The organism is Acrocarpospora sp. B8E8 (assembly GCF_039871605.1).
GTDB lineage: Bacteria > Actinomycetota > Actinomycetes > Streptosporangiales > Streptosporangiaceae > Acrocarpospora > Acrocarpospora macrocephala.
On record NZ_JBDPLV010000023.1, the window covers coordinates 120830 to 142741 of the forward strand.

Annotated in this window: 1 protein-coding gene (running past one end of the window); it reads right to left on the reverse strand. The window is 72.0% G+C overall.

Features of this window, described 5'->3' with window-relative positions; genetic code table 11:
* On the reverse strand, positions 1 to 21895 hold the 5' portion of the coding sequence (locus ABGB08_RS22900) for an SDR family NAD(P)-dependent oxidoreductase (protein ID WP_347593462.1). 27308 nt of this gene lie to the left of the window's left edge; the window shows 21895 of its 49203 coding nt (coding positions 1-21895); its start codon is at positions 21893 to 21895; its stop codon lies off the left edge, out of view.
* Positions 21896 to 21912 lie beyond the last annotated feature (17 nt).

Genomic DNA, 21912 nt, shown 5'->3' on the forward strand with positions numbered 1-21912 from the left:
CCCCGCCCGGATAGCGGCACGCCATGCCCACGATCACGATCGGGTCGTCCGCCACCGGCAGGATGGCCGTGGGGATGACCGCGTCGGCGTCCTCACCGAGCAGCTCGGCCAGCAGGAACTCCGCGAGCAGCGTCGGCGTCGGGTAGTCGAACACCAGCGTCGCAGGCAACCGCAGGCCGGTCGCGCCGTTCAGCCGGTTACGCAGCTCCACAGCCGTGAGCGAGTCGAAGCCCAGCTCGCGGAACTCCCGCCGCACCTCCACCGTGCCGGGGGAGACGTGCCCAAGCACGACGGCCACCTCGGTACGCACCAGATCCAGCAGGACCTCGGCGCGCTCGGCCGCTCCCAGCGGAGCCAGCCGCTGCAGCAACGTCGCGGCCACCACCGAACCGGACGCCGCCGACCGCCTGCCTCCCCGCACCAGCCCGCGCAGCAGCGCCGGAATCTCGCTCTGCGTCCGCAGTGCCGACGGCTCAAGCCGGACCGGGATGAGCAGCGCGTGCTCCAGCGTGGTGGCGGCCTCGAACAACGCCAGGCCCTGCTCCACCGACAGCGGCGGCATGCCCGCCCGCGCCATCCTGCGCATTTCTGCGTCGTCCAGTGTGCTGGTCATCCCGGCGTCCTGGGTCCACGCGCCCCAGGCCAGCGAGAGCGCGGGCAGTCCCACGGCCCTCCGCTGCTGGGCCAGCGCGTCCAGGAAGACGTTGGCCGCCGCGTAGTTGCCCTGCCCGGCGTTGCCCATCACCCCGGCCAGCGAGGAGAACAGCACGAACGCCGCGAGGTCCAGGTCCTGGGTCAGCTCGTGCAGGTGCCAGGCGGCGTCCACCTTCGGCCGCAGCACCGACTCCAGCCGCTCCGGCGTCAGCGCGGGAATCGTGCCGTCATCCAGCACACCGGCGGTGTGAATCACCGCGGTCAGCGGATGCTCGGCATCGATACCGGCCAGCAGCGCCGCCACCTGATCCCGATCCGCCACATCGCACGCCGCGATCTCGACGTCGACGCCGTGCGCGATCAGCTCGGCCCGCAGCTCCACCGCACCCGCGGCGTCCGAACCACGGCGACTGGCCAGCAGCAGACGCCGCACCCCACGCTCGGCCACCACATGCCGCGCGAACAACGCCCCAAGGCCACCGGTGCCGCCGGTGATCAGCACCGTCCCCTTCGGATCCCACGAGCGCGCACCGCCCTCGCCAGGATCAGAGGCGCGTGTCACCCGCGCCAGCCGCGGCACCCGTACGCCATCCTCACGTACCGCTACCTGCGGCTCGCCCGACGCCGACGCGGCGGCCAGCACTCCCGGCAGGGCCGGCAGCGACTGCCCGGCCACGTCGACCAGTACGAACCGGCCTGGTTCCTCCCACTGCGCGGACCGCACCAGTCCCCACACAGCGGCGGCCGCCAGGTCCGTCACGGTTTCGCTCTCGCTCGCCGCGACGGCACCCGTGGTCACGAACACCAGCCGGGAGCGGAGACAGCGGTCATCGGCCAGCCAGGCACGCAGCAGGTCCAGCGCCGCGGCGGTCAACTCGTGAACCGATGCGACCACGTCGCCGTGCTCCGCGGAGCCGACCGTAACGGTCACCACCTCCGGCACCGTCTCCAGCGCCGCCAGGTCCGATGCCGGAGTCAAGGTCAGCTCGACCGAATCGACATCGACGGCGGCCGGCCCGTCGGGCAACGCCGTCCAGGCCAGCTGGAACAGCGAGTCCCTGAGCGGGTCGCCGCCACCGCCCAGGGCAGCCAGGTCGGCCGTGACCGGACGCAGCACCAGTGACCGCGCTGAGAGCACCGGTTCCCCTGCGGCGTCCACCGCGATCACCGAAACCGTGTCGCTTCCGGTCCTGTCCAGCCGGACACGCAGCACCGACGCGCCACCGGCGTGCAGGCACACCTCACCCCAGGAGAACGGCAACCGGCCGTCGGCATCGTCAAGACCGGCGAAGGTCACGGCGTGCAGCGCCGCGTCCAGCAGCGCCGGATGCATTCCGAACGAAGCCGCGCTCGACTGCGCCTGCTCGGGCAGGACGACCTCGCCGAACACCTCGCCGTCAGCACCTCGCCAGGCGGCCCGCAGTCCCTGGAACACCGGCCCGTAGTGGAAGCCGCCCGCGGCGAACCGGTCGTACAAGTCGTCCATCTGGATGGGTGTGGCGTCCTGCGGCGGCCACGCGGCCGTGTCGAAGCCGGCGGCGGACCCGGCCGCGGCCAGCACGCCGGTGGCATGCCGCACCCATGGTTCCTCGTCGGCGGCTTCGGCCGGACGGGCGTAGATGCTCAGGTTGCGGCGGCCGGACTCGGCCGCCGAGGCCACCCACACCTGCACCGCGACGGCGTCCCGCTCGCCGAGCACCAGGGGCGTGGTCAGGGTCAGCTCCTCGACCAGGTCGCAGCCGACCTGGTCACCCGCCCGGATCGCCAGTTCGAGGAACCCGGTGCCCGGGAAGATGACCGTGCCGCCGACCGCGTGGTCGGCCAGCCACGGATGCGACCGCAGCGACAACCGCCCGGTCAGCAGCACTCCCGCCGAGTCGGCCAGCCCGACCGCGACACCCAGCAGTGGGTGCCTCGCGGCGGCCAGCCCCGCGGCCGCCACGTTCCCCGCCTGGGTGGCGCTGCCGTCGGACCAGAAACGCTGCCGCTGGAACGCGTACGTCGGCATGTCGATCCGGTGCCCGCCCTGGAGCACCGCCTGCCAGTCCACCGGCACCCCGCGCACGTGCAGCTGGGCAAGCGCCGCCATGATCGCGGTCTGCTCGTCCCGATCCTTGCGCAGGACCGGCACCAGCACCGGATCGGCGTCGGAGCTGTGGGCTGGTGAGTCCAGAATGTCCTCAACCATCGCGGTCAGTACGCCGTCCGGCCCGAGCTCCAGGTAGGCGGTCACTCCCTGCCGGTGCAGCACCCGCACGGCGTCGGCGAAGCGCACCGCGCTCCGCACCTGCTCCACCCAGTAGTCCGGCGAGCACAGCTGCTCGGCCGTGGCCTGCTCTCCGGTCAGGGTGGACACGATCGGGATACGCGGCGGGTTGTAGGTGAGCCTGCTCGCCAGCGTGCGGAAGTCCGCCAGCATCGGGTCCATCAACGGCGAATGGAACGCGTGCGACACCCGCAGCCGCCGGGTCTTGCGCGCCCGCTCCGCCAGCGTGTCCGCGACTTCGAGCACAGCCTGCTCAGCCCCGGAGATCACCACCGCGGCCGGACCGTTGACGGCGGCGATCGACACCTCGTTCTCACGACCGGCCAGGAGCTCGGCGACCTCCTCCTCGGCGGCCTGCACCGCCACCATCGCCCCACCGGCAGGAAGCGCCTGCATCAGCCGCGACCGGGCCGCGACCAGCGCACACGCGTCGGCCAGCGACAGCACCCCGGCCACATGCGCCGCGGTGATCTCCCCGATGGAGTGGCCCGCCAGCACGTCCGGTCGCACACCCCACGACTCCACCAGCCGGAACAGGGCGGTCTCCACCGCGAACAGCGCCGGCTGCGCCCACCCGGTCTGATCCAGCGCCTCCGTACCCGGCTCGGCGGACAGCACCTCCCGCAGCGACCCATCGAGCAGCGGGTCCAGCTCGGCGATCGCCTCGTCCAGCGCCTGCGCGAAGAGCGGGAAGCGGTCGTACAGCTCCCGGCCCATCCCCGCCCGCTGGCTCCCCTGGCCGGTGAACAACACCGCCGGCTTCGGCTCGGCCGCGGCCAGCCCGTGCAGCACACCCGCGCTCGGGCGGTCTTCGGCCAGTGCCCGCAGGCCGGCGACCGCGCCCGCGAGGTCGGCGGCCACCACGGCCGCCCGATACTCGAACGCCGAACGCGTGGTGGCCTGCGAGCACGCCACATCGCCGAGCCGCAGGTCAGGCTCACCGTCCAGGTACGACGCCAGCCGCCCGGCCTGCGCGCGCAACGCCTCCGCCGACCGGCCGGAAACCAGGACAGGCAAGGCTCCGGCCGACGCGGGCGGACCGTCCTCGGATTCCTGGTCGCCGGGCTCGGCGTCCGGTGCTTCGACCCGCTCGATGATCAGGTGTGCGTTGGTGCCGCTGATCCCGAACGACGACACCGCCGCCCGGCGAGGGTGACCGTTCTTCGGCCACTCGGCCGGCTCGGTCAGCAGCTCCACCGCACCGGAGGCCCAGTCCACGTGCGAGGACGGCTCGTCCACGTGCAGCGTCTTCGGCAGCATCCCGTGCCGCATCGCCAGGACCATCTTGATCACACCGGCCACACCCGCCGCGGCCTGGGTGTGCCCGATGTTCGATTTGATCGACCCCAGCAGCAGCGGACGGTCCTCCGGCCTGCCCTGCCCGTAGGTCGCCAAAAGCGCCTGCGCCTCGATCGGGTCACCCAGCGCCGTGCCCGTGCCGTGGCCCTCCACCACGTCGACGTGAGCGGGAGCCAGCCCCGCGCCGGCCAGCGCCTGGCGGATCACCCGCTGCTGCGAAGGACCGTTCGGCGCGGTCAGCCCGTTCGACGCGCCGTCCTGGTTGACCGCCGACCCGCGCATGACGGCCAGCACCTGGTGGCCGTTGCGCCGCGCGTCCGACAGCCGCTCCAGCACCACCAAGCCCACACCTTCGGACCAACTGGTGCCGTCGGCGGCATCCGAATAGGACTTACACCGCCCATCGGCGGCCAGCCCGCCCTGGGCGCTGAACTCCATGATCCCCATCGGCGAGGCGACCACGGTCACACCGCCCGCCAGCGCCAGCGAGCACTCACCCGAGCGCAGCGCCTGCGCCGCGAGGTGCATCGCCACCAGCGACGACGAACACGCGGTGTCCACCGTCACCGCCGGGCCCTCAAGCCCCAAGGTGTAGGACAGCCGGCCCGAGAGCACGCTCCCCGACTGACCCGTCACCATGAAGCCGCGGGCCTCATCTGACGGGATGTAGCCGGACGCGCTGGCGCCGACGTACACCCCGGTGGAGCTGCCGCGCAGCGACAGCGGGTCGATCCCGGCGCGCTCGACCGCCTCCCAGGTGGTCTCCAGCAGCACCCGCTGCTGCGGGTCCATGGCGAGCGCCTCACGCGGCGAGATCCCGAAGAACCCGGCGTCGAACTCCGCGACGTCGGACATGAACCCGCCCTGGAAGTCCAGCTCGCCGTTCACCTGCCAGCCCCGGTCGAGCGGCAGCGGGGAGACGGCGTCGCGCCCCTCCGTGACGAGCTGCCACAGATCCTCCGGAGAGCGCACTCCGCCGGGGTAGCGGCACGCCATGCCCACGATCACGATCGGATCGTCGGCCACCGACGCGATCGGCGTCGCGGCGATGACATCGCCGTGCTCACCCAGCAGCTCGGCCAGCAGGAACTCCGCCAGCACCACGGGGGTCGGGTAGTCGAACACCAGGGTGGCGGGCAGCCGCAGCCCGGTCGCGGCGTTCAGCCGGTTGCGCAGTTCCACCGCGGTGAGCGAGTCGAAGCCCAGTTCGCGGAACTCCCGGCGCACCTCCAGCATCTGCGGCGAGGTGTGCCCGAGCACCGTGGCCGCCTGGGCCCGGACCAGGTCGATCACCAGGCGGCTCCGGTCGGCGGGGGCCAGCCCGGCCAGTTGCCGCAGCAGCACCTTGTCGGCCCCCGATACCGGGGCCGCCGCCGTACGGCGGGTGCTCCGCACCAGCGAGCGGAGCAGCGGCGGGACCTCACCGAGCGCCTGCAACGCCGGCAGGTTGAGCCGGACCGGCGCGACCACCGGCGTCCCGCAGCCCAGGACCGCGTCGAAGAGTGCCAGGCCCTCGGCGAAGGAGAACAGGTGGAACCCCGCGGCCGCCAGCCGGCGGAGGTCGGTCTCGCTGAGCTCGCCGGCCATGCCGGCGTCCGCCGCCCACGGACCCCACACCAGGGACAGGCCCGGCAGGCCCTGGGCGCGGCGGTGCTGAGCCAGCGCGTCCAGGTAGGCGTTGGCCGCCGCGTAGCCGCCCAGCCCCGGGCCGCCGGCCAGCCCGGCCATCGAGGAGTACATGACGAAGGCGGCCAGGTCGAGGTCCCGCGTCAGCTCGTGGAGGTGCCAGGCGCCATCGGCCTTGGGCCCGAACACGGTGGCCAGCCGGCGCTCGTCCAGCGACGGGATCATGCCGTCGTCGCGTACGCCCGCGGTGTGGACGACCGCGGTGAGCGGATGCTCCGCGGGCACGCCGGCGAGCAGCTCCGCCACCTGATCCCGATCGGCCAGGTCGCAGGCGGCGAAGGTGACCTCGGCGCCGTGGGCGATCAGTTCGGCCGCCAGTTCCACCGCGCCCGGGGCGTCCATGCCCCTGCGGCCGGCCAGCAGCAGCTGCCGGACCCCGTGCTCGGCCACCAGATGCCGGGCCAGGCTGCTGCCCAGGCCGCCGGTGCCACCCGTGATCAGCACGGTGCCGCCGAGATCCAGCCGCGGTGTGGCGTCTCCCCCTGGCGTCAGGCGGACCAGCCGGGGCACGCGGGCCACGTGGCCGCGAATCGCCACCTGGGGCTCGCCGCAGGCCAGCGCCGCAGGCAGCGCCGACAGCGCGGTCTCCCGCTCGTCCACATCGACCAGCAGGAAGCGGTCGGGGTTCTCGGCCTGCGCGGCGCGGACCAGACCCCAGACGGCCGCCGCCGCCGGATCCGTGACCGCCTCGTCTTCCGTGCCGGCGACCGCGCCCCTGGTGACCAGCACCAGCCTGGATTCGGTGAACCGCTCATCCGCCAGCCACTGCCGCAGGAGTTCCAGGACCCGGCCGGTCGCCTCCCGTGCCGCCGCCGCACCGACCGCCAGCACGGGCGATGTGATCTCGACGGCCACGACGTCCGGCACCCGGTCCGGCGAGGAGAGGCCGGACGCGGCCCAGCGCAGCTCGTCCAGTCCGGACCGGTTCAGTTCGGACCAGTCCAGCTCGACGCAGTCCAGCCCGGCCATCGCGTCCGTCGGGGAGACGACCGTCGGCGCGACCGCCCACTCCAGCGCGAACAGCGCGTCTCGCTCCAGCCTTTGAGCGCCGGAGACGAGCATCTGGTCGGCGGACACCGGGCGGAACACCAGCGAGTCCGCCGTCAGCACCGGCGCGCCCTCGGCGTCCACCGCCGCCAGCGACACCGAACCGCTCCCGGTCCTGGCCAGCCGTACCCGCAACGCCGATGCGCCGCCCGCGTGCAGGCACACGCCTGCCCAGGAGAACAGCAGCCGTCCCTGGCCCGGCTCCACGAGGTCCAGGAACGAGGCCGGCTGCAGCGCCGCGTCGAGGAGGGCGGGATGCAGGCCGAACGAGCCGGCGTCGCCGACCTCCTCGGGCACCGCGACCTCGGCGAAGATCTCCCCGTCCCGCTGCCAGGCCGCCCGCAGTCCCGTGAAGGTCGGCCCGTAGCGCACGCCGCCCTCGGCCAGGTCGTCGTACAGCCCGTCCAGCGCGATCGGCGCCGCGCCCGCGGGCGGCCACACGGTCGTGTCGAATCGTGCCGTACGCGCGCCGACGGCCAGCACGCCGGCCGCGTGCCGCACCCAGGGCTGGTCCGGCGCGTCGGCCGGTCGGGCGTAGATGGCCAGGTTCCTGCGGCCTGTTTCGTCGGACGCGCTCACCACCACCTGGACGGCGACGGCGTCGTCCGGGCCGAGCACCAGCGGGGCGGCCAGGGTGAGCTCTTCCACCCGGTCGCAGCCGACCTGGTCACCGGCCCGGATCGCCAGCTCGAGGAACCCGGTGCCGGCGAACAGGGCCGTGCCGGCCACCGCGTGATCGGCCAGCCACGGGTGCGTGCGTACCGACATCAGGCCGGTGAGCAGCGCGCCGTCGGAATCGGCGAGCCCGACGGCGGCGCCCAGCAGCGGATGCCCCGCCGCAGCGAGGCCGAGCCCGCGGGCATCGGCGATCCGCATCCCGCTCGGCCAGAACCTGTGGTGCTGGAAGGCGTAAGTGGGCAGGTCGATCCGGCGTCCGCCGGACAGCACCGGCCGCCAGTCCACCGCCACCCCGCGGACGAACAGCTCGGCCGCCGAGATCAGGACCCGGTCCAGCCCGTCCTCGTCACGGCGCAAGGTCCCGGCGACCACCGCGGTCACGCCCGCCTGGTCCACCGCCTGTTCGATCCCCAGCGTCAGCAACGGATGCGGGCCGACCTCGACGAACGCCCGGTACCGCTCCTCCAGCAGCCGCTCGATCGCCGGCGCGAACTCCACGGTCCGCCGCACGTTCTCGTACCAGTAGCCGGTGTCCAGTTCGGTGCCGTCCAGCCATTGGCCGGTCGCCGTCGACAGCATCGGGATCCGCGCGGTACGGGGCGACACGTCCGCCAGATCCGCCAGCAGTTCGTCCCGAAGCGCGTCGACCTGCGGCGAGTGCGCGGCGAAGTCGGCTCCGGCCAGCTGCCAGCGCATCACCCCGTCGGCCGACAAGCGGCGCTCCAGCACCCGCATGGCCTCCGGGTCACCGGCCACGGTCACCACCCGGGGCCCGTTGACCGCCGCGATCGAGATCCGGTCCAGCAGATCAGCGGCGGCCAATGTCTCGCGAACCTGCTCCGCCGGAGCCATCACCGACAGCATCACCCCGTGCCCGGCCAGCCGGTCGGCGATCAGGCGGCTGCGCAGGGCCACCACCCGGGCGCCGTCCTGGAGAGACAGGCCACCCGCGACCACCGCAGCGGCGATCTCGCCCTGAGAGTGGCCGACCACCGCGTCGGGGCGGACGCCCAGCGACTCCCAGACCGCCGCCAGCGACACCATCACCGCGAACGACACCGGCTGAACCACATCCACCCGATCCAGCGACGGGGCGTTTTCGGCCTGGCGGATCACATCCAGCAACGACCAATCCACGAACGGCTCCAGCGCCGCCGCGCACTCCGCCATCCGCCCCGCGAAGACCGGCGACTCCTCGAGGAGACGCCTGCCCATGCCGACCCACTGGGCTCCCTGGCCTGGGAACACCCACGCCGACTTCCCGTCGACATCGGCCACACCCGCGACCACGCGAGCCGTCGGCTCACCGGCCTCGACCGCGGACAGGCCCGCCAGCAGTTCCTGACGGTCGCGTCCGACCACCACCGCGCGGTGCTCGAACAACGCCCGCGACACCACCAGCGAGAACGCCGTATCGAGATCGCTGTGTGCGTCGAGGTGGGCGCTCAGCCGACGCGCCTGCGCCGACAACGCCTTACCCGTACGGCCCGAGATCACCCAGGGCACTATCCCCGCAGGCTCGGCGACCGCCGGTTCGGCGACCCCCTCCGGCCCCTGCTCCAGGATCATGTGGGCGTTGGTGCCGCTGATGCCGAACGACGACACGGCGGCTCTGCGCGGGTGATCGGTCTGCGGCCACTCCCGCTGCTCGGTCAGCACCTCGACCGCGCCGGAGTCCCAGTCCACGTGCGAGGACAGCGCGTCCACGTGCAGCGTCTCGGGCAGCACGCCATGCCGCATGGCCATGACCATCTTGATCACACCAGCTACACCGGCGGCGGCCTGGGTGTGCCCGATGTTCGACTTGACCGACCCCAGCAGCAGCGGCCGATCCCGATCCTGACCATAGGTGGCCAGCAGCGCGTGTGCCTCAATCGGGTCACCCAGCACCGTACCCGTACCGTGGGCCTCGACCGCGTCCACCTCGGACGGCGACAGACCCGCGACGGCGAGAGCCTTCCGGATCACCCGCCGTTGCGAGGGGCCGTTCGGCGCCGTCAGGCCGTTGGACGCCCCATCCTGGTTGATCGCAGAACCACGCACGATCGCCAGCACCTGATGCCCGTGGCGCTGAGCATCCGACAGCCGCTCCAGCATCACCAGGCCGACGCCCTCGGACCACCCGATGCCGTCCGCCGAGTCGGAGAACGCCTTGCACCGGGCATCCGGCGCCAGCCCGCCCTGCTCCCCGAGCTCCCCGTATCCCGCGAGAGTCGATATGACGGTGACGCCGCCCGCCACCGCGAGCGAGCATTCCCCGTTGCGCAGGGCCTGCGCCGCCATGTGGATGGTCACCAGCGACGACGAACACGCGGTGTCCACCGTCACCGCCGGGCCCTCAAGACCGAAGGTGTAGGAGATCCGGCCGGAGGCCACACTGGCCAGCATGCCGGTCATGATGTGGCCGCGGGACTCCTCCCCTGGCAGGTAACCCGAGCCGACGGAACCGATGAAGACGCCGGTGTCGCTGCCCCGCAACGAGTCCGCGTCGATGCCCGCGCGTTCGAGGACCTCCCAGGTCGTCTCCAGCAGCAACCGCTGCTGCGGGTCCATCGCCAGCGCCTCACGCGGCGAGATCCGGAAGAACTCCGCGTCGAACTCGGGCGCGTCGAAGACGAACCCGCCCTTCAGATCGCCGTAGCTCTGCCAGCCACGGTCGGTCGGGAGCGGGGTGATGGCGTCCTGTCCCTCGACGACCAGCCGCCACAGATCCTCCGGAGAGTTCACCCCGCCCGGGAAGCGGCAGGCCATCGAGACGACGACGATGGGGTCGCCCGCCACCGAGGCCGTGGCCACCGGCAGCATGGCGTCGCCGTGCGCGCCGAGCACCTCGCTCAACAGGTACTCGCCGAGCACGGTGGGGGTGGGGTAGTCGAAGACGGCAGTGGAGGGCAGGCGCAGCCCCGTCGCGACGTTCAGCCGGTTGCGCAGCTCGATCGCGGTCAGCGAGTCGAAGCCCAGCTCGCGGAACTCACGGCGCCCCTGCACCGCCTCCAGCGAAGGATGCCCGAGGACGGCGGCGGCTTGCGCCCGGACCAGATCGACGACGAACCGGGCGCGGTCGGCCTGCGCCAGACCGGCCAGCTGCCGCAGCAGCACCCCTTCTCCGTCGGCGGGCGCCGACGCCGCCGTACGGCGGGTGCTCCGCACGAGCCCGCGCAGCAGCGGCGGCACCAGCTGAGCGGGCATCGCCGGCATGTTCAGCCGTACGGGGACCACGAGCGGGGAATCCGAGCCGATGGCCGTGTCGAACAGCGCCAGTCCGTGCTCGGTGGTGATGGGCGGCAGACCGGCGGCGGTCATCCGCTGGACGTCGGCCTGCGACATGCCCCCGGTCATTCCGGTGGCCTGTGCCCACAATCCCCAGGGAAGCGACAAGCCCGGCAACCCTTGCGCCTGGCGTTGGGCCATCAGCGCGTCCACCCAGGCGTTGGCCGCCGCGTAGTTGCCCTGACCGGCGCCGCCCAGCAGCCCGGCCAGCGAGGAGAACACCACGAACGCGGCCAGATCCATGTCCTGGGTCAGCTCGTGCAGGTGCCAGGCGGCGTCCACCTTCGGCCGCAGCACCGACTCCAGCCGCTCCGGCGTCAGCGACGCGATGGTCCCGTCCGCCAGCACCCCCGCCGTATGGATCACCGCGGTCAGCGGATGCTCGGCGCCGATCCCGGCCAGCAGACCGGCCGTCGCGTCCCGGTCGGCCACATCGCAGGCGGCGATGGTCACCTGCGCGCCTTGCGCGGTCAGTTCCCGCTCCAGCTCACGTGCGCCGGCCGCTTCCAGGCCCCTCCTGCTGACCAGCAACAGGTGCCGTACGCCGTGCTCGGCCACCAGATGCCGCGCGAACACCGCGCCCAGACCGCCCGTACCACCGGTGATCAACACCGTGCCCTCGGGGTTCCACCGCCGGGGCATCGTCAAGACGATCTTGCCGGTGTGCCGGGCCTGGCTCATGAATCGGAACGCCTCACGGCCCCGCCGCACATCCCAGGCCGTGACCGGTAACGGCCGCACTTCACCGGCCGCGAACAGTTCCATGAGCTCGGCCAGGATCTGGCGCAGCCGCTCGGGTCCGGCATCCAGGATGTCGAACCAGTGGTACGTCAGCCCAGGGAATTGGTCCTGGTCGCGGATGTCCAGTTTGCCCATCTCGATGAACCGGCCGCCCGGGCGCAGCAATCGTGCGGAAGCGTCGATGAAGTCGCCGGTCAGCGAGTTCAGGACCACATCGATCGCCCGCCCGCTGAACCGCTCCTCGAACTCCAGGGTGCGCGAGGAGGCGATGTGATCATCCGGGATGCCCAGCGAGCGGAGGACGTCCCACTTGGCCGGGCTGGCGGTGGCGAACACCTCCACCCCCAGGCGCTGGGCCAGCTGGATCGCGGCCATACCGGTCCCCCCGGTGCCCGCGTGCACCAGCAGCGACTCGCCCGGCCGCAACCCGGCCAGATCCATCAGCCCGTAATAGGACGTCAGGAACGCCACCGGGATCGTCGCCGCCTGCTCGAAGGAGACTCCATCGGGGATCTTGGTCACCCCGCCGGCACCGGTGACCACCACTGGGCCGAAGCCGCCCTCGGTTATGCCGACCACCCGGTCACCCGGGCGCAGGTCGTCGACCTCGGGACCGACCTCCAGCACCACGCCGGCGGCCTCGCCGCCCATCAGGCCGACCTTGTCCTGGAACCAGCCCAGCGCGTTCAACCCGTCCAGCAGGTCACGGAAGTTCATCCCCGCCGCATGCACCGCCACCCGCACCTGCCCGGCCTCCAACGGCCCGGCCGCCTGCGGAAATGGGAGCAGCTCCAGCGCGTCCAGGCTGCCCTTGGCCCGGCTGCCCAGCCGCCACGGCACCCCACCAGCCGGAGGCACCAGCCCCGCCCCCGACGCCAGCGACGCCAGTCGCGGCACTCGCACCTCACCGTACCGGACCGCCGCCTGCGGCTCGCCCGAGACCATGAGCGCGGCCAGTACCGCCGGCAGGGAGGACTCCTGGTCGTCCACGTCGACCAGGACGAAACGCCCCGGATTCTCCGACTGCGCCGACCGCACCAGACCCCACACCGCCGCCGCGGCCAGATCGGTGATCTCCGCACCCTCACCGGCCGCCACCGCGCCCCGCGTCACGAACACCAGCCGCGAGCTCTCCAGCCGCTCGTCGGCAAGCCACCCCTGCAGCAGACCCAGCACCCCAGCGGTCACCCCATGCGCGCAGGTCACCGCGTCCACGGCCGGATCGGTCACGATCCCGGCCAGCACCACACCCGGCACCGGATCCGCCTCGGCCAACGCCGACAGATCCGGATAAACCTCGACCGGCTCCCTGGCAAGACCCAGCGTGTCCAGACCGACCACTACCACCGGCACCGGGTCGGCCACCGGAGCATCGGAAAGCGCGGTCCATTCCAGCCGGAACAGCCCCTCCCCCAGCGTCGCCTGGCCGCCACCCGCGGCGGCGAGCTGATCCGGCGAGAACGGCCGCAACACCAGCGACCGCGCCGACAGCACCGGCTCCCCAGCGGCGTCCACCGCCGTCAGCGTGACTGAGTCGGCAGCGGTCCGGACCAGCCGCACGCGCAGCATGGCCGCGCCTGCGGCCTGCAGGCTCACCCCGCCCCAGGAGAACGGCAGCCTGCCGCCCTCGGAATCGTCCAGCCCAGCGAAAGCCACCGCGTGCAACGCCGCATCCAGCAGCGCCGGGTGCAACCCGAACCCGCCAGCGCTTGACTGCGTCTGCTCGGGCAGTGCGACCTCGGCGAACACCTCACCGCCAGCGCCGCGCCAGGCCGCTCGCAGCCCCTGGAACACCGGGCCGTATTCGAACCCGCTGGTGGAGAGCCCTTCGTAGAGGCCGTCGAGGTCGATCGCGGTCGCCCCCTGCGGGGGCCACACCGCCGCGTCGAACGGCGCAGCGGGGGACGCGGCAGCCATGGTGGGGGTGCCGGCAGTCAGAGTGCCGGTGGCATGCCGTACCCACGGCACATCGGCGGCGGCCTCCGCCGACCGGGCGTACACGTTCACGCTCCGGTGGCCCGTCTCCTGCGCGGCGCCCACCCACACCTGTACCGCCACCGCGTCGTCCACACCCAGCACCAGCGGAGCGGTCAGGGTCAGCTCCTCGACCAGGTCACAGCCGACCTGGTCACCCGCCCGGATCGCCAACTCCAGCAACCCGGTACCCGGGAAGATCACCGTGCCGGCCACCGCATGATCGGCCAGCCACGGATGCGACGACAGCGACAACCGGCCCGTCAGCAACACCCCGTCGGAATCGGCCAGGCCCACCGCCGCGCCCAGCAGCGGATGACCCGCTGTCGCCAATCCCGCCGCGGCCACGTTCCCTATCTGGGAGCCTGCCCCGGCTGGCCAGTACCGCTGGTGCTGGAAGGCATAGGTCGGCAGCTCGACCCTGCGCCCACCGGTCAGTACCGCCCGCCAGTCCACCGCCACACCGCGCACGAACAGCTCGGCAGCCGAGACCAGAACCCGGTCCAGCCCGCCCTCGTCACGACGCAACGTCCCGGCGATCACCGCGTCCACCGCAGCCTCGTCCACGCATTCGCCGATGCCGATCGTCAACACCGGGTGCGGGCTCACCTCGACAAACGCCCGATACCGCTGCTCCAGCAGCTGCCCGATCGCCGGGGCGAAGGCCACCGTGTTGCGCAGGTTGTCACACCAATACCCGCCGTCGAGTTCCGGCCCTTCCAGCCACTGCCCGGTCACCGTCGACAGCATCGGCACCCGCACCGAACGCCCAGCCACCTCCGCCAGGACCTGAGCCAGTTCCGCACCGATCAGATCAACCTGAGCCGAATGCGAGGCATAATCCACCGCGATACGACGAACCCGCACCCCGTCCTCGGTTAGCTGCTCCACCAGCTCATCGACGGCCTGCACCTCACCGGCCACCACCACCGAGCGAGGGCCGTTGATCGCCGCGACCGACACCCGGCCATCCCAGGACGACAGCCGCTCACGCACCTGCTCGACCGGCAACGCCACCGACGCCATCGCCCCGAGCCCAGCCAACTGCTCCCCAATCAGGCGGCTGCGCAGGGCCACCACGCGGGCGCCGTCCTGCAACGACAGGCCACCCGCGACCACCGCGGCCGCGATCTCGCCCTGCGAGTGGCCAACCACGGCGTGGGGCCGAACCCCCAGTGACTCCCAGAGTGCGGCCAGCGACACCATCACCGCGAAGGACACCGGCTGGACCACATCCACCCGATCCAGCGAGGGAGCGTCCTCGGCCTGCCGGATCACGTCCAGCAGCGACCAGTCCACGAACGGCTCCAACGCCGCCGCGCACTCCGCCATCCGGCCCGCGAAGACCGGCGACTCCTCAAGCAGCCGCCCGCCCATGCCAACCCACTGCGCCCCCTGACCCGGGAACACCCACACCGACTTCCCGACGACATCGGCCACACCCGAGACCACGCCGCCGGCCGCGGGCTCACCCGAGACAACCGCGCCCAAGCCCGCCACCAGCTCGCCGCGATCCCCGCCGACCACCACCGCACGGTGCTCGAACACCGACCGCGACACCACCAGCGAAAACGCCGTATCGACCGGGTCCAGGTCATCGGCCTCCACCTGCGCCGCCAGACGACGCGCCTGACCACGCAACGACTCCTCGGTCTTCGCCGACACCACCCACGGCACCACACCACCGGCCGGACGGGCGGGCTCGCCCGCCTCCGCCGGTTCCACAACCTGTGGCCCCTGCTCCAAGATCACGTGGGCGTTGGTGCCGCTGATCCCGAACGACGACACACCCGCCCTGCGCGGATGACCGTTCTGCTGCCACTCCACCGGCTCGGTCAGCAGCTCCACCGCACCAGAGGCCCAGTCCACATGCGAGGACGGCGCATCGACATGCAACGTTTTGGGCAGCACCCCGTGCCGCATGGCCAGCACCATCTTGATCACACCGGCGACGCCCGCGGCGGCCTGCGTGTGACCGATGTTCGACTTGATCGAACCCAGCAGCAACGGACGATCCTCGTCCCGATCCTGACCGTAGATGGCCAGCAGCGCCTGCGCCTCGATCGGGTCGCCCAGCGTCGTCCCCGTACCGTGGCCTTCGACCGCGTCCACCTCGGACGGCGAGAGCCCGGCACCGGCCAGCGCCTGCCGGATCACCCGCTGCTGCGACGGACCGTTCGGAGCGGTCAACCCGTTGGACGCGCCGTCCTGGTTGACCGCCGAACCACGCACGATCGCCAGGACCTGGTGCCCGTTGCGCTGAGCGTCCGACAACCGCTCCAGCACCAGAATGCCGACACCCTCGGACCAGCTCACCCCGTCAGCCGCGTCGGAGTAGGACTTGCACCGGCCGTCGCCGGCCAGCCCGCCCTGAGCGCTGAAATCGATGAACGGCCCGGGGTTGGCCATCACGGTCACGCCACCGGCCAGCGCGAGCGAGCAGTCACCGCCGCGCAGCGCCTGCGCTGCCAGGTGCATCGCCACCAGCGACGACGAGCAGGCGGTGTCCACCGTCACCGCCGGGCCCTCCAACCCCAGCGTGTACGAAACCCGGCCGGTCGCGACGCTGCCCGTGCTACCGGTACCGACGAACCCCATCACTTCTGGCGGGAACGACACGCTGTTCGCGTAGTCGTGATACATCAGTCCGGCGAACACCCCGGTACGGCTGCCGCGCAACGAGACCGGGTCGATCCCCGCCCGCTCGATCGCCTCCCAGGACGTCTCCAGCAGCAACCGCTGCTGCGGATCCATCGCCAGCGCCTCATGGGGCGAGATCCCGAAGAACCCGGGGTCGAACTCCCCCGCCTCGTGCAGGAAGCCGGCTTCGCGCACATAGCTCGTGCCCCGGCGTTCCCGATCGGAGCTGTAGAAGGCTCCCAGATCCCAGCCGCGCGTGGTCGGGAAGGGCGAGATCCCGTCTCCACCCTCAGTCACCAGCCGCCACAGATCCTCCGGAGAGGCGACCCCGCCCGGATAGCGGCAGGCCATGCCCACGATCACGATCGGGTCGTCGGCCACCGGCCGGGCCTCGGTGGGAACCACCATGTCGGCGTGCTCGCCGAGCAGCTCGGCCAGCAGGAATTCCGCCAGCAGCATCGGCGTGGGATAGTCGAACACCAGCGTGGCCGGCAACCGCAGCCCGGTCGTACCGTTCAGCCGGTTGCGAAGGTCCACCGAGGTCAGCGAGTCGAAGCCCAGCTCGCGGAACTCGCGACGCACCTCCACCGTCTCCGGCGAGAGGTGCCCCAGCACCATGGCCACCTCGGTCCGTACCAGATCCACCAGGACCTCGGCGCGCTCGGCCGCCCCCAGCCGCGCCAGCCGCTGCAGCAGCGTGCTGGCCGTCGCCGACTTTCCGATGGCGGACCGGCGCCTCCCCCGCACCAGCTTCCGCAACAGTGGCGGTACTTCGCCCAGCGTGCGCAGCACCGCCAGATCCAGCCGGACGGGTGCCACGACCGGTTCGCCGGAACGGAGCGCCGACTCGAACAAAGCGACGCCCTGTTCCGGTGCGAGAGGCGGGGTACCGGCACGGGCCAGCCGCGCCATCTCGCCATCGCTCAAGGTGCCGGTCATCCCGCTGTCCTGAGCCCACGCACCCCAGGCGAGCGACAGCCCGGGCAATCCGGCAGCCTGGCGGTGCTGGGTCAGCGCGTCGAGGAAGGAGTTGGCCGCGGCATAGTTGCCCTGGCCGGGAGCTCCGATCATGCCCGCCGCCGACGAGAACACGACGAACTCGGCCAGATCAAGATCCGCGGTGAGCTCGTGCAGGTGCCAGGCGGCGTCCACCTTCGGCCGCAGTACCGACTCCAGCCGTTCCGGCGTCAGCGAGGCGATGGTCCCGTCGTCCAGCACACCCGCGGTGTGGATCACCGCGGTCAGCGGATGATCGGCGTCCACCTCGGACAGCAGGGCCGCCACCTGGTCCCGGTCGGTCACGTCACACGCCACGACCGTGACCTCGGCACCGTGTGCGATCAGCTCAGCCTGCAGGTCCACCGCGCCCGGAGCATCCAGGCCCCTCCGGCTGACCAGCAGCAGGTGCCGGACACCGCGTTCGACCACCACATGCCGGGCGAACAGCACACCCAGGCCACCGGTCCCGCCAGTGATCAACACCGTGCCGTCCGGATCCCACGGCCGTTCGACCTCGGGGCCGGGCACCACCCGTGCCAGCCGGGCCACCCGCACCTCACCCCCGCGCACCGCCACCTGCGACTCACCGGAGGCGAGCACCCCGGCCAGCACCGACTCGGACAGCTCCCCATCGACATCCACCAGGACGAACCGCCCCGGATTCTCCGACTGCGCCGACCGCACCAATCCGCATGCGGCAGCCGCCGCCAGATCGGTAACCGCCTCACCCTCACCCGCGGCCACCGCACCCCGAGTCACGAACACCAGCCGCGAATCGCGATACCGCTCGTCAGCCAGCCATCCCTGCGACACGGTCAGAACGCGCGCGGTCAGCTCGTGCGCCGACTGCACCACCGCGCCGTCGCAGATCATTTCGGTCACCACAACACCCGGTGCCTGATCCGCGTCCCCGAACACCGACGCGAGGTCGAACGTGTGGATGTCAACCGTCGGCGGGGCGGGTTCGGCGGACGGCGCCACCCGCGCCGTCGGCAACGCCGTCCACTCCACCCTGAACAGGGGGTCTCGCTCGCTCCTGCGGTCATCCGCACCGGTGTCGCCCGTGATCGGGCGCAGGATGAGCGACCGCGCCGTAAGTACCGGCTCACCCGCCGCATCGGCCACCGCCAGCGAGACGGCATCGCCCTCGGTCCTGGCCAGCCGTACCCGCAGAGCCGACGCGCCACCGGCGTGCAGGCACACCTCACCCCAGGAGAACGGCAACCGGACGCCCTCGGCATCGTCAAGACCGGCGAAGGTCACCACGTGCAGCGCCGCGTCCAGCAGAGCCGGATGTACGCCGAAGGAGCCGGCGTCCGACTCCAGCCGGCTCGGCAGGCTCACCTCGGCGAAGATCTCGTCATCACGCCGCCAGGCCGCCCGCAGGCCCCGGAACAGCGGCCCGTAACTCAGCCCGCTCTCGGCGAGTTGCTCGTACAGCCCGTCCAACTCGATCGCGGACGCGCCCTGCGGCGGCCAGACATCGGTATCGAGTCGCTCCGCGGTCTGGCCGCCGGCGGCGAGGACGCCCACCGCGTGCCGTACCCACGGCTCGTCGTCGGCGGCCTCCGCCGACCGGGTGTGGATACTCAGGTCACGTCTGCCGGACTCCTCCGCGCCCACCCACACCTGCACTGCCACGACGTCGGTTTCGCCCAGGACGAGCGGCGCGGCCAGGGTGAGCTCCTCGACCAGGTCGCAGCCGACCTGGTCACCGGCCCGGATCGCCAGCTCCAGGAACGCGGTGCCGGGGAACAGCACCCTTCCGCCCACGACGTGATCGGCGAGCCAGGCCTGCGACCGCAACGACAGCTGGCCGGTCAGCAGCACGCCGTCCGAAGCGGCCAGCGCCACGGCGGCGCCCAGCAGAGGATGCCCTGCCGCGGTCAGCCCCAGGTGTCGAGCGTCGCCCATGCGCTGGGTGCGGGGCCAGTACAACTCGTGCTGGAACGGGTAGGTGGGCAGGTCGACCCGGCGGCCGTGCGGGAGCACCACCTGCCAGTCGACCGGCACCCCATGCACGTGCAGTTCTGCCAGCGCCGTCATGGCCGCTGCCGACTCGTCGCGGTCCTTGCGCAATACCGGGACGAGCACGGCATCCGCGTCGAGCGTGTCGCCGGCCATGGCGGTCAGGACGCCGTCAGGGCCCAGCTCCAGATACGCCCGTACGCCCTGGGCGTGCAGCGTGCGGACGCCGTCGGCGAAGCTGACCACGCCTCGGACCTGGTCCACCCAGTAATCCGGTGAGCACAGCTGCTCGTCCGTGGCCAGTTCGCCGGTCACGTTCGAGACCACGGGAATTTCCGGCGGACTGTAAGTCAGCGTACGGGCCAGGGCGCGGAAGTCCTCCAGCATCGGGTCCATCAACGGCGAATGAAACGCGTGCGACACCCGCAACCGCTTGGTTCGCACCCCACGCTCTTCCAGGATGGCCGTGACGCTGAGGACCGGGCCCTCAACCCCGGAGATCACCACGGCGTTCGGGCCGTTCACCGCCGCGATCGACACCTCGCCCGCGCGCTCCGCCAGCAGCGCGGCGACCTCCTCCTCCGAGGTCTGGACCGCGACCATCGCCCCGCCCGCGGGGAGCGCCTGCATCAACCGCGCCCGGGCCGCCACCAGCGCGCACGCATCGCTCAGGGACAGCACCCCGGCCACGTGCGCGGCGGTGATCTCCCCGATCGAATGGCCGGCCAGCACATCCGGCACCACGCCCCAGGACTCGACCAGCCGGAACAGGGCGGTCTCCAGCGCGAACAGCGCCGGCTGCGCCCATCCGGTCTGATCCAGCAGCTCCGTCTCGGCGAACATGACGTCGCGCAGCGGCCTGTCGAGCAGGGGGTCCAGCTCCGCGATCACCGCGTCCAAAGCCTGGGCGAATACCGGGAACCGGTCGTACAGCTCGCGGCCCATGCCCACCCGCTGGCTGCCCTGGCCGGTGAACAGCACCGCCAGCTGCGGCTCCGTCGCGGCCACCGCGCGCACCACGCCCGCACCCGGCAGGTCCTCGGCCAGCGCGCCCAAACCGGCCAGCACACTCTCGCGGTCGCTCGCCAGCACCACCGCGCGATGCTCGAACGCCGACCGCGTCGTGGCCAGCGCGAACGCCGTATCGGCCAGCGCCACCTCGGGATGGGCCTCCACATGCGAGGCCAGTTGCCCGGCCTGCGCTCGCAGCGCCTCTGCCGTACGGCCCGACACCAGCACCACACCAGCGGCCGGAGCCGGATGCTCCGCACCCGGTTCGGCCGGAACCTCCGGCCCTTCCTCCAGGATCACGTGGGCGTTGGTGCCGCTGATCCCGAACGACGACACGGCGGCCCGGCGCGGACGACCGGTCCGCGGCCACTCCACCGGCTCGGTCAGCAGTTCCACCGCGCCCGCCGACCAGTCCACATGCGAGGACGGCGCATCCACATGCAACGTCTTGGGCAGCACCTCATGCCGCATGGCCATGACCATCTTGATCACACCCGCCACGCCGGCGGCGGCCTGCGCGTGACCGATGTTCGACTTGATCGACCCCAGCAGCAGCGGGCGGCCCTCCGGCCGATCCTGCCCGTACGTCGCCAGCAGCGCCTGCGCCTCGATCGGGTCGCCCAGCGTCGTACCCGTACCGTGCCCCTCGACCACATCCACGTTGGCGGGCGTGAGCCCGGCGCCGGCCAGTGCCTGCCGGATCACCCGCTGCTGAGAAGGACCGTTCGGCGCGGTCAACCCGTTCGACGCGCCGTCCTGGTTCACCGCGGAACCACGGACGACCGCCAGCACCTGATGCCCGTTGCGGCGCGCGTCCGACAGCCGCTCCAGCACCAGTATGCCGATGCCCTCAGCCCACCCCGTGCCGTCCGCCGCGTCGGCGAACGGCTTGCACCGCCCGTCTGCCGCGAGCCCGCCCTGGGCGCTGAAGTCGATGAACATGCCTGGCGTGGCCATCACGGTCACCCCACCGGCCAGGGCCAGGCTGCACTCGCCCGAACGCAGCGCCTGCGCCGCCAGATGCAACGCCACCAGGGAGGAGGAACACGCGGTGTCCACCGTCACCGCCGGGCCTTCCAGCCCCAGCGTGTACGAAATCCGGCCAGTCGCGACGCTCCCCGCGGTGCCGGTGCTGGCGAAGCTCCGCACTTCCGGCGGGAATTCAACACTCGGGCCGTAGTCGTGATACATCACCCCGGCGAACACACCGGTACGGCTGCCCTTCAGTGAACGCGGCTCGATCCCCGCCCGCTCGACCGCCTCCCACGACACCTCCAGCAGCAACCGCTGCTGCGGATCCATCGCCAAAGCCTCACGCGGCGAAATACCGAAGAACCCCGGATCGAACTCCCCTGCCCCGTGCAGGAACCCGCCCTCACGCACATAACTACTGGTCCCCCGGCGCTCCCGATCCGCGTTGAACAGCCCGGCCAGATCCCAGCCGCGAGACGTCGGGAATTCACCGATCCCATCCCCACCCTCGGCCACCAGACGCCACAAATCCTCCGGAGAGTTGACGTCACCCGGGAAGCGGCACGCCATCGACACAATCGCGATCGGATCGTGCCTGCCCGACTCGACCTCCTGGAGCCGTCGACGGGTCTCGCGCAGATCGGCGGCGACCGACTTAAGGTAGTCAACGAGCTTCCGGTCTTCCGACATCGGGGCTGACCTCCGAA